Source organism: Vibrio sp. QJM3NY_21, from assembly GCF_057785975.1.
In genome coordinates this window covers 687,350-703,406 of record NZ_CM173514.1, presented here as the reverse complement: position 1 = coordinate 703,406, position 16,057 = coordinate 687,350, and the positions used below count along the sequence as shown (strand labels likewise).

Below are 16,057 nucleotides of genomic sequence, written 5' to 3'. Positions count from 1 at the left end.
AATAGGCTATTAGTTCACTTCTCGAATATACATATCCGCAAATGTAGATTGATTTTCAGACATTTTTGCGAAATCAACAGAGCCTACTCGTTCGTACTCAGAAGCTGGGAGGAACTTACTTTGCGCCTCTTCGCTCATCACACCATCAATTACTGGGCGTAAGTAGGCTTCTGCCCATAATCGTTGACCTTTATCTGACAAGACAAAGTCTAAAATCTTCTGAGCATTCTCTGAATTCGGAGCATTCTTCACTTTACTCATTACATAAGGAACAGCGATAGATCCTTCCTTGGGAATAACAAAAGCCGCATTAGTAAAATCGTTGTATTTTGCGCGATACGCATTGAAGTCGTAATCAATTAAAATAGGGATCTCACCAGAAATCACACGGGCATAAGAAGTTTGTCGAGGTACAATTGGTCGATTCTTCGCTAACTGCTGAAAATACTTAATGGCTGGTTTGAAATTATCAATATCGCCACCCATAGCCTCATTAACTGCTACAGCACTTGCGTAACCAACAAAAGCACTCGTTGGATCTAAATACCCAACCATGCCTCTATAATCAGGCTTCAACAGGTCTTCCCAGCTCGTCGGTACTTCTGCGCCATCAAGAGCATCAACATTCACAAAAAAGCCAATCGTGCCGGAGTGGATAGCAAACCAGTTCCCGTTAGGATCTTTCATACCTTCTGGAATCTGGTCCCAATTTTTAGGCTTATATGTATCAACAACGCCTTGTTCTGTTGCGTTAATACCAAAAGAAACACCGTAATAGACCACATCAGCAACTGGGCTATTCTTCTCTGCAACCAACTGAGATAAAGACTGACCTGAGTTCTTATTGTCCATAGGAACTCGGATACCCAACTCTTTATTAATTAACTGAAGTTGTCCTCCCCAGTTAGCCCATTCCGGTGGACAGTTGTAACAAATAGCATCAGATGCCTGCGCTTGAAAAGCGACACCAGCAAAACCAAGAATTAAGCTCGCTAATTTTCTAGTTTTTGATGACTTGTTAACTCGTAGTAATTGATGTTGTGCCATTATGTTCTCCAACGAATTTTCCATTAATTAAATTGGGTTATAACGGGAACCGCACCAAGCGATCCCTTCATTTGTAATTCATACTTCAACGCAAATTCAAACCGCTCGATTGAGCCTGCTTTTGCGTTAAACAAAATATCGACGGCCATTTTCCCCATATCAATATGAGGAACAGCCACAGTAGCCAAATTCGGACTCGCCAATTGCCCAAGCCCCATACCATCAAAGCCCACAACCGAAACGTCTTGTGGGATTCGTCTGCCTGTACTCTTCAACGCATTCATTGTTTTCAGCGCAAGTAAATCATTGCTGCAAAACCAAACCGTAGGACCACACTCACCGCTTAATAAGCTCATCTCAGAGTCAGTGAACGGAACAAGTTTGTTTTGGTCGACTTCAAGAAGCTGGCTTAATTCCCCCCCCTTCTCATAGAGACCTTGTTTGAACCCTTCATAACGCTTTTTTGCACGGTCGGATGAGGTAAAGTGCCCTGTAATCATTCCTATTTTGATATGGCCATATTCTAGAATTTTCTCTGCAACATCCTTACCTGCTTGATAGTTATCAACATAGACACAAGGTTCATTTTCAACAGATTGGTTGTGAAGCAAACAGTAAGGAAATTTAAAACTGCGGAGTAATTCGAGTGCAGCATTATCAGACACATCGGCTATCGTTAAGATCACACCTTCCACTCTTTGACGGATCAGATCGATAGCTGCTTGTTGTTCTTGTTCACTGTCATATTGGGTGTCCAGCACTATAGTCGAGTAGCCAAAATGCCGTGCGCGCTGCTGAATACCTGCAACAACTTCTGAAAATACGGGATTCAATAAACTCGGAATCAATACGCCAATCGTTGGGTTTTTATTGAACTCAAGAGCATGCGACTTCCTGTCTATTCGATAACCTGTCGTATCGATGACACGCTCGATTTTTTGAGCTGTAGCAGAAGCCACAGATTCTGGTGTGTTAACGAATCGAGAGACTGTCGCAGGGGAAACACCCGCGAGAACTGCCACATCCTTGATATTCATTCGTTATCCCTAGCCATCCCGTTAATTGATGAACGCAAGACTAGATGACGGGTGTGACAGTTTTATTAATGAAAACAGGCGATATCTATACTTTTAACCAACGTTAAAGGCACCTTCAAAGCAAATGGCGACATTTTAATTTATGAAACAAATTCGTTTCACTCAATAACACGGATTTTCTAATGATTTATTTCGAGTGAAAAAAAGTCATTTATAAGAGATGTAAGCCAATAAGATCAGCGTAAACGATTCGACTAACTAGAACTGGCGATTTCTGCGACTCAATCTAAATTGCGTGTCGCATGTCGCTTAGTCATGACGAACACTATTTGAAGAGACGAAAACAAAAAAAGGCCTCACAATGTGAGGCCTTTGAATAGGCAAGGTGTTAATAGTTCAGGCGAGTATTAATAGAACTGGCGAGAGCTATTAGAAGTTAGCGTGAGGGCCAAATACTTCGTAGTGTACGCGTGAGCGATCTACTTTAAGTGCGTCTAACTGCTCTACGATGTTCTTCATGAAACCAACAGGGCCACAGATATAGAAATCACTCTCTTCAAAGCCTTGAGTATCAGAGATAGACGCTAGATCCATCTGGCCTTGATGTGTGTTTTCACATGCAGATTCGTCTTTGTTCATGTACCACGTTTTCGCTTCCCAACCTTTGTCGGCAACAATATCTTTAACGCGAGTCGTGAAAGAGTGTTGGCCTACGTTCTCACAAGCATGAAGGTAAAGTACTGGCTCGTTTTTATCTTCCGTGTTTAGGAACTCAAGCATAGACTGCATTGGCGTTACACCAACACCTGCAGAGATGAGCGTTACTGGCTTGCTGCGCTCTTGATACATAAAGTCACCTGCTGGTGCGTATAGGCTAACTTCATCACCGATAGCAACGGTATCGTGCATGTGGTTAGAAACAACACCTTGCGTTTCTTGACCTTGGCCTTCACGCTTCACAGAGATACGGTAGTATTTTCCGTTCGGCTTGTCTGACAGTGAATACTGACGAATTTCGCTGTATTGTGCGCCTTCAGGTTTCACTTCAATACCGATGTATTGTCCTGGTGTGTAATCAAGAACTTCGCCACCGTCTTTTGGCTCTAAAATAAAGCTTGTAACCAATGCAGACTCTTCGATCTTGTTTGCAATAACAAACGTACGTGCAGCTTCCCAGCCACCCACAGCTTGCTTACGTTGAAGGTAAAGCTCAGCTTCACGGTCGATGAATACTTGCGCTAAAAATAGGTAAGCGGCAGTCCATGCTTCTTCTACTTCTGGAGTAAAGGCTTCAGTTGCCAATTCGCGCAGTGTTTCAATCAGGTGCAAACCAACAATTTGGTAATGTTCTGGTTGGATGTTAAAGCTTGTGTGTTTCTGTGCAATACGTTCAACCGCAGTGGTTAACACTGCTAGGTTTTCAATATTCTTAGCATAAGCCGCAATAGCTTCAAACAGTGCCACACCTTGGCGACCTGTTCTTTGGTGAGTCATGTTGAAGATATCTTTCAATTCAGGGTTATGCGTGAACATACGTTGATAGAAGTGTTGAGTTAAAGCAGGGCCTGCGCTTTCTAAAAGAGGAATCGTCGATTTGATGATGTTGATATGTAGATTGTTTAGCATTGATTTACTCCGAACACTTAGTCTTTTGACCACTTGAGTCAAATTGACTAGTTTTATTTAAAGATGACTTTATACCAATTCATTCTCTATGAGCTCTCTGGCTGCATTTTTTATGAGAATCACGTGGACTGATAAATGGGCATTAATTGATTCAAATCAACTATAGGTCAGTTATTCAGTCATATAGACAACACGTAATGGACACATTGCACAAACGGTGCCAACATGCGAAAGCTTGCTGTGTCTGGCATCCTTTCAAAAATTCACTTCAAACTTTAGTCAAAAAGACCTTTTTTTTGTGTCATAAAGACTCTACCATGTATAAAAATACAAACAGTATGAGCCCTTTATGCAAGACATCTCAGCATCCACTCTCATGGAAATGACCATTGGTTTAGCCAGCGGTGTGAACGATCAAGACCGTTTTAATCGCCTAATCGATGCCATTCGTAAAACCATAACGTGTGATTGCGTCGCGCTTTTAAGCCTTCAAGGCGACACGCTAGTACCCATCGCAATGCAAGGGCTCAGTCGAGATACATTCGGTCGCCGCTTTATCATTTCGGAACACCCACGCTTTGATGAGATTTGCGCATCACGTTCTCCTGTTCGTTTTGATGCTGATAGCTCATTGCCTGATCCTTTCGACGGCTTACTAATCGACCATGACGGCGATTTACCAATGCATGCCTGCATGGGTTTACCTCTGCTGTTTGGTGACAAATTGTTAGGAGTGCTAACCCTAGACAGCCTAAAACCTGATGTCTTTGCGAATATTCCTGCTCGTAACCTAGAAGTTCTCGCTGCTATTGCGGCTTCAACCATGCAGATGGCGATGACTTTCTCGCAACTTGAACATCAAGCAAAACAGTCAAAGCAATTACTGGAAGAGTTGAACGTAGAAGCGTGGGAACGTGACGGCGGCGAGTTGATTGGTAACAGTGACACCATGGTCGCGCTTAAGAACGACATCGCGGTTGTAGCACCGTCTGAGTTTAATATTCTGATTCATGGTGATACTGGTGTTGGTAAAGAGCTCGTTGCTCGTACCCTGCACCACCAATCGCAACGTAAGCGTAATCCGCTGGTCTACGTGAACTGTGCTGCTATTCCTGAGAACTTAGTAGAGAGTGAACTATTTGGTCACGTTCGTGGCGCATTTACTGGCGCAGACAAAAACCGCTTAGGTAAGTTTGCTCTAGCCGATGGCGGCACGCTGTTCTTAGATGAAATTGGTGAATTGCCTTTGGCAGCACAAAGTAAGTTACTGCGTGCGCTGCAAAACAACGAAATCCAACCGGTAGGCCAAGACAACATCCAAACCATTGATGTTCGTGTTCTGGCTGCAACCAACCGAGACTTAAAGCAAGAAGTTGAAGACGGTCGATTCAGAGCCGACTTGTATCACCGACTTAGTGTGTACCCTATCGCGGTACCTGCATTGAAAGAGCGTGGTGACGACATCAGCTTATTAGCTGGTTTCTTCCTAGAACAAGCGCGCCGTAAGCTTGGCATCAACCAAGTTAAGTTCCGTTCTGATGTTCTGGTATTCCTAAACCGTTACGGTTGGCCAGGTAACGTTCGTGAGCTTGAACACGTTATCAGCCGTTCAGCACTGAAAGCATTGGCTCGCAGCACTAACAAAAACCTCGTTACAATCACTAAAGAAGATTGTGGTCCACTCGACCAAGATCAACCGATTGCGACGACACAGGTAAAAAACACACCATTATCAACACCAACGATCGACCTATCCGCTGGTTTACGTGGCGCGACGGACGATTTTCAACGCAGCATCATTACTGAAGTGTTGGAAGATGCCAACTTTAACTGGGCGCAAGCAGGACGAGTACTGAAAACAGACCGAGCAAATCTGACTCGACTGTCTAAGCGTTTAGGACTAAATGTGGCTAAGTCTCACACGATCGAACGGACAAAATAGATATTAGCGGTTTGTTGCGAGCATCTAGCAAAACTTGTGTATATAATGCTGCAAATTGTAACGCTAATTTTAAATATGTAGAGAGAGTTATGAAGTTTATCCGTTGGTTCTTAGGTCGTGTCATCTTGTTATTGAATTTTGTATTCAGCCCACGTGGTGTGAAGCGTTCTCAAGAAGAGCAAAGCAAAGTAAATGAGCAGGCAAAGACGCACACGTTATACCAATTCGAAGCGTGCCCATTTTGTGTAAAAGTGCGCCGCGCGATGAAACGTCAATCAGTTCAATTTGAACTTCGTGATGCAAAGAACAATGATCAACACCGTGCAGAGCTTGAAGCTGGTGGCGGTCGCGTTAAAGTGCCTTGCCTACGTATCGAAAAAGACGGCAAAACTGAGTGGATGTATGAATCTTCGGATATCGTTACTTACTTAGAAAAGCAGTTCGCATAAGCTAACCTGCGTAACGAAAGTCAGACATAAAAAATCCCTCAAATATGAGGGATTTTTTATGTCTATTATTTGGAACTCGTCGCTTTCAATTTAGGGAAGAAAGCTCAAATGACTACTTCGACACAATCAGCATCAATTCTACACGGCGATTACACGCCTTGCCTTGCAGAGAAGCGTTAGTACAAGCCGGAACGTATTCGCCAAAGCCGCGAGTGTAAATAGCACGACTCGAAACATAGTTACTTTCCAAGCGCGCTTTCACTTCTTTTGCACGTAGCTCAGAAAGCGGATCATTAACACGATCACTGCCCGTATTATCAGTATGGCCCTCAATCACCACATCAATATCTTGGCGTTGAGAAAGGTAACTGCCTAAAGTATCCAGCCATTGATTGTAGGCTGGCTCAGGGAATGCCGAACCCGTTTTAAAGTTCACGTGCTGTTCCAGCTTTACCATCACATGGTTGCCCGGCAGTACTTCAAAGTCGATACGGTTTTGTCTTAAAAAAACTTCCAGTGGGTCATTAGTCGAGACACCACGTCCATAGTTGGTTGTGATGGTTTTTTGTTGATGAGTGCTGTTCTGGACTGAGTAACTGCGATTGCTCGCTACAGATGTCGTTTGAACCACACCCCATTCAGGATGCATAAGGTCGTAATCGGTTTGCGGAGCAGTTTCTAGCAGATCGTCACCTAACATACCCGTTGGTAACGTCGTTTCACACCCTGCCAAAGCTATGCTTAACATTATCGCTAAATATCTCATTACTTCACCAACCACTCATGCAGATAAACCATTCACTAAGGTCTATATCGGCACCGAGGGAAAAACTTTAGACAAAAACTTTATACGAAAAGAAAGCACATCCCAAAAAAGTGCTTTTGATCACAGTTAACCGTCAACTAGCCTGTCATCACCCGCTAGTTCCAACTGTTTGCATTTATTTACCTTATAATTGTTTTCCAATTCGTACTAAATAGTTAGAATCTCACGACTTCTCAACGCTAGAGCAAACATTATGTTTAAACCATTTACTAAATTCATCACAGCACTCGCTGCCGTACTTATTATTGCGGGTTGTAGTGAAACAGACGAGCCACAGAAAGGCGTTCAATACGAAGCACTTCCTACTGCTCTAACTGAATTTAACCTGTCTCCGATCACTGAAATCTTCTCTTTAAACTGTGGTCACTGTCGTCAAATGGAAAGTGCAATTCCAGAGATTGAGTCGCTAACAGACCAAACTATTGGCAAGATGCACGTAACGTTCAATGAAAGTGCTCAAATCAGCGCAATGATCTACTACACAGCAGTGATGCAACTTGACGCGACACCTGACCACGCGTTCATGGACGACCTATTTGGTGCCGTTCAAATGGGTGCAGATGCAACGCCAGAACAGCGTCAACAAGCACTAGAGACAGCGTTCACTTCTCGTGGTTTGGTTAGCCCATACCAACTGAATAAAGAACAGCAAGTTGCTCTATTTGACTACGTTAAGAAAGCAGAAGAGATCTCAGTAAAAGGTCAAATCAACTCAGTACCAACATTTATCATCAACGGTAAATACCAAGTACTCACTGCAGGTCACCAAGATGTTGCTGGCATCGCAAAAACGATCAACTACCTTTTGACTCAACCCTAATCACGGCTTTAGCCCATTGATTAACACACTCTGTATTAACTGCGAAATTCTGCATTAACTATGAAATACAGCATTAACTATAAAATACAGCATTAACTATAAATAGGTTTTACTATGTCTAAATTTATCATCCCGGTCATTGTCTTTATTTTGGCTGGCTTCATGATCTACCGCACTTGGATGAATCATAAATCTGGCGAAGAAAATATCGAGCAAGGCCAACAGTTTCTTGTCGAAAACGGTGCTAAAGAAGGGGTTGTTACGACTGAAAGCGGTCTTCAATACCTTGTACTTGAAGAAGGTACAGGCACAGAGCACCCAACTAAGAACAGTAAAGTAACGGTTCACTACCACGGTACACTTATCGACGGCACTGTTTTCGACAGCTCTGTTGAGCGCGGCGAGCCAATCTCATTTGCTCTTAAGCAAGTAATCAAAGGCTGGCAAGAAGGTTTGACTTACATGGTTGAAGGCCAAAAAGTTCGCCTGTTTATTCCGAGCCAATTGGCTTACGGTAAGGGCGGTTCAGGCCCTATCCCACCGTCATCAACTCTGATTTTTGATGTTGAGTTAATCTCTATCAACTAACCGAAGTGACTGATATAAGCCCCAACATACAAGCTATGTTGGGGCTTTTTTATATGTGAACATTTGAAAGCACTTTGGCACTTTGGCTATTTAGCTACTTTAACAACGACCAAATATACCCTCAAAAATCGACCACTAGACGACTGGTCTAATTTGAATTATAGTACTGCCCATGAACGAAAAAACGAATGACACACGCCTGCATGTTTTAGATGTTGGCTACAAATTAATAGTGAACAACGGCTTTAACGGCGTTGGCTTATCGCAATTGCTTAAAGAAGCGGACGTGCCGAAAGGGTCGTTTTACCACTACTTTAAATCGAAAGAGCAATTTGGCGAGGCTCTGATCCAACACTATTTTGAGACCTACATCAGCAGAGTTGAAACTATTTTGGTTCATGGCGAAGGAAACCATTACCAGAGAATCATCAGTTATTTCACTCGATGGTCACAGATTGAAAACGGTACCTGTAACGCTCATAAATGCTTAGTCGTTAAGCTCAGCGCTGAAGTTTCTGATCTTTCTGATCCTATGCGTCAAGCCTTACTAAAAGGGGCTGAAAAAGTGACCTCTACGATACAACACTGTGTTGCTGGTGGTATTGAAGATGGCTCCATTAAAGTTGAAGACAGCCAAGAAACCGCTCAAAATCTATATTCTATGTGGTTGGGCGCAAGTTTGTTGAGCAAACTAAGCCAGAGCTCAAGCAGCTTAGAATCAGCTTTAAACCTAACCCAACAGATTTTAAAAGGTAAAAACTAACCACGTACTGTGTTTAGTCTTTATTAACGACAGATAACCCGCCCTCTTATCAATTTGATGACGGCGGGATTTTTAGACAACAAGACTAGACGACTGGTCTAATTCCAAATAAACATAATATAAAATTAAGGATATCCAATGACTCAACAAGACAATCGCCGCATCGTATTGGCTTCTCGCCCAGTTGGCGCACCGACTCAAGATAACTTCCGTTTAGAGTCAGTAGCCGCACCAACAATTCAAGATGGCGAGATGTTACTTCGCTCAGTTTATCTTTCTCTAGACCCATACATGCGTGGTCGTATGAGCGATGCTAAATCTTACGCAGACCCAGTTGCGATTGATGAAGTGATGGTTGGTGCAACCGTATGTCAGGTTGAAGAATCAAACCACGCTCATTACGAAATTGGCGAGTGGGTACTGGCTTACACTGGTTGGCAAGATCTTGGTGTGTCTAACGGTGAAGGCCTCATCAAACTAGGCAAAGAACCAACGCACCCTTCTTATGCACTTGGCATTATGGGTATGCCTGGCTTTACGGCTTACATGGGTTTGCTTGATATCGGCCAACCTAAACAAGGCGACACGCTAGTCGTTGCGGCGGCAACAGGTGCAGTAGGCGCAACCGTTGGACAAATCGGCAAACTAAAAGGCTGTCGTGTTATCGGCATTGCGGGTGGTCAAGAGAAGTGTCAGTACGCGAAAGACGTGCTTGGCTTTGACGAATGTATCGACCACAAAGCTGACGACTTCGCGGAACAACTGGCTAAAGCATGTGACAACGGCATCGACGTTTATTTTGAAAACGTTGGCGGCAAGGTTTTCGATGCCGTAATGCCATTGCTTAACACCGGTGCTCGTATTCCTGTATGTGGCCTTATCTCTCAATACAATGCGACATCACTGCCTGAAGGCCCGGATCGCATGTCTAGCCTTATGGGTACGCTGCTGGTCAAGCGTATTAAGATGCAAGGCTTCATTATCTTTGATGACTACGCGCACCGTTATAACGAGTTTGCTGTTCAAATGACAGAATGGTTGTCTCAAGGCAAGATGCACTATCGTGAGCACCTAATTGAAGGTCTAGACGAAGCGCCACAAGCATTCATGGGTCTTTTAGAAGGCCAAAACTTCGGTAAGCTTGTTATCAAAACAAACGAAGCTAAATAAACTCAAAAACTGAACCCGTTAGTTAACTAGGTAGAATCATGATTACTTTGCATCACCTGAATAAATCACGCTCAAAGCGCATCATCTGGCTGTTGGAAGAGCTTGGGGTAGATTACCAGATCAAGCCATACCAACGAGACAGTGTCACTTTTCTTGCGCCACCAGAGCTTAAGTCCGTTCACCCATTGGGTAAATCTCCTGTCATTGAAGACGATGGCATCGTGATCACTGAATCTGGCGCTATCACGGAATACCTAATCGACAAATACGGTCAGGGTAAGTTCGCACCAACACGCGGCACCGCAGACTACGTGGAATATTCTCAATGGCTTCACTTCGCTGAAAGCTCAGGTATTTTGCCAATGTTGCTTAAGATCTTTGTAATGAAAGACGGCTGTGAGACTAACTTCCTAGGCGGTTATGCAGACGACGAAAACCAAAAGATCTTAACTTACGTGAATAATGCACTTGAAGGTAAAACCTACTTGGTTGCAGACACACTAACAGGTGCAGACTTTATGATGTCGTTCATCGTAGAAATCGTTGGTAACTTTGGTGCAACTGCGCTTTACCCTAACATTGCTAAATACGGTAAGCTTTTGGCTGACCACCCTGCTTACCAAAAAGCAGAGCAAGTAGAGCTAGAACACTCGAACTGATCGAGTTTCAATCAAGCTCGGACGCGCTTAGGATAAGCACAAGCAACTAAATGAAGCCAAAGCCGATTTATCTTTCGCTTTGGCTTCTCATTTGCCTTCATTTCGACAACAATACCGAACTCTAACTGAACAGCCATAGAGTTTGATTTTCATGTCAGCAAACCTTGCTCAATACACACCACTGCACGCTTTAAACCAACCAGCGAACCAAGACTTATCGCTACCCACTCGGTTTACGTTTCCGTATTACTATACTCCGCACCCAATGTGTGAGTTAGCAATGCTGCAGCTTCAACTGTCACTGCTCGACTGTGGTGTGAATGAAACATCGCAAGGCAACCTCTATGCCGTACTTCTTGTTCAGGATCCAACAACTCAAGAACTAGGCTACCTTTCTGCATTTTCAGGTTTGCAGTTAGATTCGTCACTCGCCTCTCAGCTAACAAGTATTGCCTTTGTTCCTTCTGCTTTTGATGGGCAACAGTTTCAAGTCCAAAACACGCAAGGCTTAGTCAAGCAAGCAACCTTGATTAATGACATTACGAACCTAGAACAAACTCATAACCTAGATGATTTGACGTCAAGCCTAAATGAACTCAAAAACGATGCGAGTAAAGCAGTTGAAGCATTTCAGATCGCAATGGCTGCTAACAAGGCTGAGCGTACGATTCTAAGAGAAAAAGCCAATCAAGAGAAAGCGTTGGGGAATCTTGATTCAGCCGCTGACCTGCTTAAACAATTAGGTAATCAAAGCAGCCAAGAGAAGCGCGACCTAAAAGCGCTCCGTATCGAGTGGAAACAAAAGATCGCAGAACGCCAGTTGCAAGTTGATGCTATCGAAAGCGAACTTAAGAGCCGCAAGCAAGAGTACCAAGCGATCTCAGCCGAATTAGAAGCGCAACGTTTGTTCCATTATCGCTTTATCAACCAAGCACTCGAATCAAAGAACCTGCTTGAATTGTTAGATGGCAAAGACGCTCTTGAAGGCTCTGGCGACTGTTGCCTACCTAAGCTGCTTAACTTTGCGTTTGAACACGGATTTAAACCGTTAGCATTGTCTGAGTTTTGGTGGGGATTACCACCTACAGATATCATTCGACAACACGCAAACCTCTACCCTGTTTGTCAGAGCAAAAGCTTTGAGGTCCTCGACCACCAGCTGAGTGGTATTGAACTAGAAGATAACCCGCTTATCGTGAACCCTGCGGTGGGTAAATCGTTTGATATTGTCTACGAAGATGACGAGATCGTGGTGGTGAATAAACCCGAGGAGTTCTTGTCGGTTCCTGGCAAGTTCATCGAAGACTCGGTTTATACACGCATTAAAGCGCGTTACCCCGATGCAACAGGCCCTTTGATTATCCATAGGTTAGATATGTCGACGTCTGGATTGTTGATTTTGGCACTGACCGCAGAATCCAATAAACACATCCAGAAGCAATTTATAGACAGAACCGTAGAGAAGCGCTACACCGCTCTGCTTGATGGCGAAATCCACGGTGAATCTGGCGATATTAGCTTGCCCTTACGCGGCGACATAGCAGACAGACCAAGACAATTGGTTTGCCGTGAACATGGACGTAACGCTGAAACTCATTGGGAAATGGTCAACACCAACAATGGCAAAACCAAGGTTCACTTATACCCAAAAACAGGCCGCACCCATCAGCTACGCGTACATTGCGCTCACCCGTCAGGCCTTGGTGTCCCAATCCGCGGTGATGACCTTTATGGCTACAAACGCGAGCGTCTGCACCTTCATGCGGGATATCTAAAACTGATTCACCCAACCACGGGCAAGTGGATCGAGTTTGAAGTGCCGTCAGAGTTTTAATCCTATCTTTAGCGTAGGGCTTTCGAGCCCTACGCTTCTCAAATGTCCTGTAAATAAGCTTTCAACCCTCGGTCGAAAGACCAAGACATTAGTACCAGAAATCTAAGACTAAAAAGCTTGAACACAATAAAGTGACCATCGCGGGAATACCGTCCTTCCAAGTATCAAAGCGTAAGTGGAAATAAAGCGCCCCTATCGAAGTAGCCCCCAATATTGCACCACCCATCAATTGAATATGTTCTGGTGAGATGTCACATAGGGCTAAAATCAAAAGAGCCGCTCCGGTCAATTCGACTAACCCCACGAGAAACATGATCTTTCTATTCAAGCCATAGCTTTTAAAGAAACCAAGCTGAATTTCAAAGACCTTCTTTTGCCAACCAAGCGTCTTGATTGAACTCGCCAACACAAAGAACATCACCATCAAAATACTTACTGCTGTATTCATCTCGTCTACCTCTATAAGAATCATTAATTCCAACGATGCTATTTAATCATTCATAATTAAGGTGATAAATGCTAGTTTCATGATAGTTAAGATTCCAAATTGGAATAGATAAACATAAGGTGGGTAGGATGGATAAGATTGAGTGTATTCGTATCTTTGTGGAAACCGCGCAACTGAGCAGCTTCACCGCAACCGCCAATAAGTTAAACATGACACAGGGTGCGGTTAGTAAGAAAATCGCATGGTTGGAGAGTGACTTAGGGATGACTCTGTTTCAACGAAACAGCCGCAAGATATCCCTCACTCATGCAGGAAAAGACTACCTAGAATATTGCTCTCGTTTACTCGAAGAGATGTCTGCCATAGAAAGCAGGCTCAAACGTGAGACAGAATCCGTAGAAGGTGAGCTTAAGATATCTGCGCCAAGTGCCTTTTCATCGATGTTACTCAGTGAGCCGCTTCAAGCTTTCATTGAACAGCACCCAGGTATCCGCATTAACCTCAGTGTCGACGACCGCATTATTAACCTTAATGAGCACAATATAGATGTCGCCATTCGAGCATCACAACTTGCAGACTCAAGGTTAAAAGCTCGCTTTCTTTTCAACAATAAAGTTCAGTACTTTGCATCGCCCGATTACTTAAAAAATCACGGGAAACCTATACGTCCGCAAGATCTTAGCCAGCATAAGTGCTTAACTTATTCTCTGATGAATCCAGCAAACGAATGGCGTTTCACCGACAAAGATCGCCAAAGCACCAGCGTAAAAGTAAACCAAATTTTAACCTCAGACAGTCCAGAAATGTTACTTAAGATGGCTAGACAAGGTTTAGGTGTGGTTGCTTTACCGGATTGGATGGGCAAAGAATTTGTAGAGACTGGGGAGTTAACGCAGTTATTAGAAGATTGGAGCAATGACTACTTGCCGATGTACGCGGTGTACCACGCAAGTGAATATTTGCCCCAACGAATTCGAGTATTTATTGATTTTATTGCGGAGTGTTTAAGTTCCACAAACAGTTAGAGCTCAACCAGAAATCAATCAACCAATCGATCAATAACTCATCAAGCCTCTATAAACGACCAATCAAACATTAAGATGGTACGTACTTAGCCCATCACATCTGTACGTTGCTCAACGCATTCAAAAGAGCCCATTTCGAACTCACGGCAGATCCAAGGTCGGTTTTCGTAAATAGTACACATCAGTGTTTCTCGATCAACTGCCGAACACCAGCCATCGTCTAATCTCAGCATGGTCTCGCCGCCCCACTCGTCATAAGCAATATGCTCTTCAGGAACGCCGGTATCTGTGATGATCATAACCTCTAAACGACAACAGCATGCCTGACAATTGGCACATGTTACTTCGGGTTCGGTTACGTTCTTTATCTCTATGGTCATAAGTGACTACACTGCTAAATTTTGCGTATAGTAATCGAAACCGCTCGCTACGGCTAATAAAGAAAGCGAGATGCACCGTTTTCAGGTGGGTAAAAATAACAATAGGCGTTGTGATTTGCTCACAACGCCTATTAAGTTTTCTCGTTTTAACCGAATAACGACCCTATTTAGAATAGGCTCGCGAAGAACAATTTAATGTAGTCCATCAGACGTTTGAATATGCCACCTTGTTCAACAGCCTCTAACGCAATCAATGGTTGAGTTTGAACATCTTCACCGTCTACTGTGTAGTGAACCACACCTAGAGTTTGGCCTTCTGCAATCGGCGCCTTCAACTCAGAATTAAGTTCAATCGATGCCGTTAGCTTTTTACTGTCTGACTTAGGCAAAGTAATGAACGTATCTTCCGCAACACCCAGCTTCAACGTATCTTGTTCACCAAACCACACCTTCTCTTCAGCCACTTGGTCGCCGCCTTGATGTGGGTTTAGCGTGTCAAAGAATCGAAAACCATAGCTCAATAGCTGCTTACTGTCTGACTCACGGCTCTTAACGCTCGATGCGCCCATAACCACCGCGATCAGTCTCATTTCACCCTGTGTTGCCGAACTCGCTAAGCTGTAGCCTGCGCCAGAGGTATAGCCCGTTTTCATGCCATCAACCGTCAAGCTTCTATCACGCAGTAAGCCATTACGGTTGTGTTGTGTGATGCCGTTGTAACTGAACGAACGTTCGCTGTATAAGCCATAAACATCCGGTAAGTCACGAATAATCGCACGACCTAATAATGCAATATCGTAAGGAGTCGAATAAAGACCGTCAGCGTCTAAACCATGCGCGTTCGCAAAATGGGTGTTTTCTAATTTCAGAGACGTAGCCCAAGAGTTCATAAGATCCACAAATGCATCTTGTGAGCCCGCAACGTGTTCCGCAATCGCAACACTCGCATCGTTACCTGATTGAATAATCAAGCCGCGGTAAAGGTCCATCATTGCTACATCGGTGTTCACTTCGATGAACATTTTTGAAGAGTCAGGGAAGTTCTTCGCCCACGCGTTCTCGCTGATTCGTACCTGATCGTCAGCAGAGATGTTGCCTCGCTTCATCTCTTGTCCGGCTACATAGCTGGTCATCAGTTTGGTTAAGCTTGCTGGGTTTAATTTAGTGTGTGCGTTTTTTTCTACCAGCACATCACCAGAATTAAAATCAATTAACACATACCCTTTTGCGCCTAGGCTAGGTGGGCTTGGCACTATAGAAGGTGCTGCGATAGCTGCATTACTTACCATCGCTGCGTTACTTACAATGAATATACTTAATAGAGGGAGAGAGTATTTGGAAAACAGTTTCATTGAATCAAACCTAAGTTAACGTTTTGAGCAGTATAGACAAATGCTAGCAAAAGAAGCGCGAACTTTACGTTGCTTTACGTATTTGTACCAT

At 43.7% G+C, this 16,057-nt stretch carries 16 protein-coding genes; 9 read left to right on the top strand and 7 right to left on the bottom strand.

Annotated features, from left to right (window positions below):
• Positions 1-9 precede the first annotated feature (9 nt).
• The 3 genes from AC3CID_RS18810 to hmpA all read right to left on the bottom strand — a co-directional run bounded on the left by AC3CID_RS18810 (position 10) and on the right by hmpA (position 3,710).
• Positions 10-1,047, bottom strand: coding sequence for an ABC transporter substrate-binding protein (locus AC3CID_RS18810; RefSeq protein ID WP_488527909.1), 1,038 nt, complete (start codon positions 1,045-1,047; stop codon positions 10-12).
• A gap of 23 nt (positions 1,048-1,070) precedes the next feature.
• Positions 1,071-2,084: a substrate-binding domain-containing protein gene (locus AC3CID_RS18805; protein WP_488527908.1), complete on the bottom strand. Its 1,014-nt coding sequence runs from the start codon at positions 2,082-2,084 to the stop codon at positions 1,071-1,073.
• A 429-nt stretch (positions 2,085-2,513) separates the two neighbouring features.
• The gene (gene hmpA / locus AC3CID_RS18800) at positions 2,514-3,710 is read right to left on the bottom strand and encodes an NO-inducible flavohemoprotein (protein ID WP_488527907.1); all 1,197 of its coding nucleotides are present in this window, start codon (positions 3,708-3,710) and stop codon (positions 2,514-2,516) included.
• A gap of 349 nt (positions 3,711-4,059) precedes the next feature.
• Here hmpA and norR point away from each other — a divergent pair, with 349 nt between their 5' ends.
• Positions 4,060-5,652 (top strand): nitric oxide reductase transcriptional regulator NorR, encoded by a 1,593-nt coding sequence (gene norR / locus AC3CID_RS18795; RefSeq protein ID WP_004731373.1) that lies wholly within the window; start codon positions 4,060-4,062, stop codon positions 5,650-5,652.
• Positions 5,653-5,741: 89 nt separating this feature from the next.
• Positions 5,742-6,101 carry a glutaredoxin family protein gene (locus AC3CID_RS18790; protein ID WP_004731371.1) on the top strand — a complete coding sequence of 120 codons (360 nt, stop codon included), beginning with the start codon at positions 5,742-5,744 and terminating at the stop codon, positions 6,099-6,101.
• Positions 6,102-6,213: 112 nt separating this feature from the next.
• Here AC3CID_RS18790 and AC3CID_RS18785 read toward each other — a convergent pair whose 3' ends face one another.
• A complete protein-coding gene (locus tag AC3CID_RS18785) occupies positions 6,214-6,849 on the bottom strand; it encodes an OmpA family protein (protein WP_488527906.1) in 636 nt (211 codons plus the stop codon).
• Positions 6,850-7,120: 271 nt separating this feature from the next.
• Here AC3CID_RS18785 and AC3CID_RS18780 point away from each other — a divergent pair, with 271 nt between their 5' ends.
• The 6 genes from AC3CID_RS18780 to AC3CID_RS18755 all read left to right on the top strand — a co-directional run bounded on the left by AC3CID_RS18780 (position 7,121) and on the right by AC3CID_RS18755 (position 12,761).
• Complete coding sequence (locus AC3CID_RS18780; RefSeq protein ID WP_004731367.1) at positions 7,121-7,747, top strand: thioredoxin domain-containing protein; 627 nt, start codon at positions 7,121-7,123, stop codon at positions 7,745-7,747.
• Positions 7,748-7,861: 114 nt separating this feature from the next.
• The gene (gene bamJ / locus AC3CID_RS18775; protein WP_102537756.1) at positions 7,862-8,335 is read left to right on the top strand and encodes a BamJ family beta-barrel-assembly machinery protein; all 474 of its coding nucleotides are present in this window, start codon (positions 7,862-7,864) and stop codon (positions 8,333-8,335) included.
• A 172-nt stretch (positions 8,336-8,507) separates the two neighbouring features.
• Entirely contained in the window at positions 8,508-9,098 is a 591-nt protein-coding gene (locus AC3CID_RS18770) for a TetR/AcrR family transcriptional regulator (protein WP_488527905.1), read from the top strand.
• Between the two features lie 138 nt (positions 9,099-9,236).
• Positions 9,237-10,268 (top strand): NADP-dependent oxidoreductase, encoded by a 1,032-nt coding sequence (locus AC3CID_RS18765; protein ID WP_488527904.1) that lies wholly within the window; start codon positions 9,237-9,239, stop codon positions 10,266-10,268.
• A 38-nt stretch (positions 10,269-10,306) separates the two neighbouring features.
• On the top strand, positions 10,307-10,927 hold the full coding sequence (locus AC3CID_RS18760) for a glutathione S-transferase family protein (protein ID WP_004731417.1): 621 nt from the start codon (positions 10,307-10,309) through the stop codon (positions 10,925-10,927).
• A 151-nt stretch (positions 10,928-11,078) separates the two neighbouring features.
• Positions 11,079-12,761, top strand: a complete 1,683-nt coding sequence (locus AC3CID_RS18755; protein ID WP_488527903.1) for a pseudouridine synthase — start codon at positions 11,079-11,081, stop codon at positions 12,759-12,761.
• Between the two features lie 88 nt (positions 12,762-12,849).
• On the opposite strand, the gene AC3CID_RS18750 is transcribed toward AC3CID_RS18755, so the two are convergent.
• Positions 12,850-13,233 (bottom strand): DoxX family protein, encoded by a 384-nt coding sequence (locus AC3CID_RS18750; protein WP_488527902.1) that lies wholly within the window; start codon positions 13,231-13,233, stop codon positions 12,850-12,852.
• Between the two features lie 104 nt (positions 13,234-13,337).
• Between AC3CID_RS18750 and AC3CID_RS18745 the strand changes: the two genes are divergently transcribed.
• Entirely contained in the window at positions 13,338-14,234 is an 897-nt protein-coding gene (locus AC3CID_RS18745) for a LysR family transcriptional regulator (RefSeq protein ID WP_488527901.1), read from the top strand.
• A gap of 86 nt (positions 14,235-14,320) precedes the next feature.
• On the opposite strand, the gene AC3CID_RS18740 is transcribed toward AC3CID_RS18745, so the two are convergent.
• Both AC3CID_RS18740 and AC3CID_RS18735 read right to left on the bottom strand, forming a co-directional pair.
• Positions 14,321-14,614 (bottom strand): YkgJ family cysteine cluster protein, encoded by a 294-nt coding sequence (locus AC3CID_RS18740; RefSeq protein WP_017085602.1) that lies wholly within the window; start codon positions 14,612-14,614, stop codon positions 14,321-14,323.
• Positions 14,615-14,781: 167 nt separating this feature from the next.
• The gene (locus AC3CID_RS18735) at positions 14,782-15,966 is read right to left on the bottom strand and encodes a serine hydrolase (RefSeq protein WP_488527900.1); all 1,185 of its coding nucleotides are present in this window, start codon (positions 15,964-15,966) and stop codon (positions 14,782-14,784) included.
• Between the last annotated feature and the right edge of the window lie 91 nt (positions 15,967-16,057).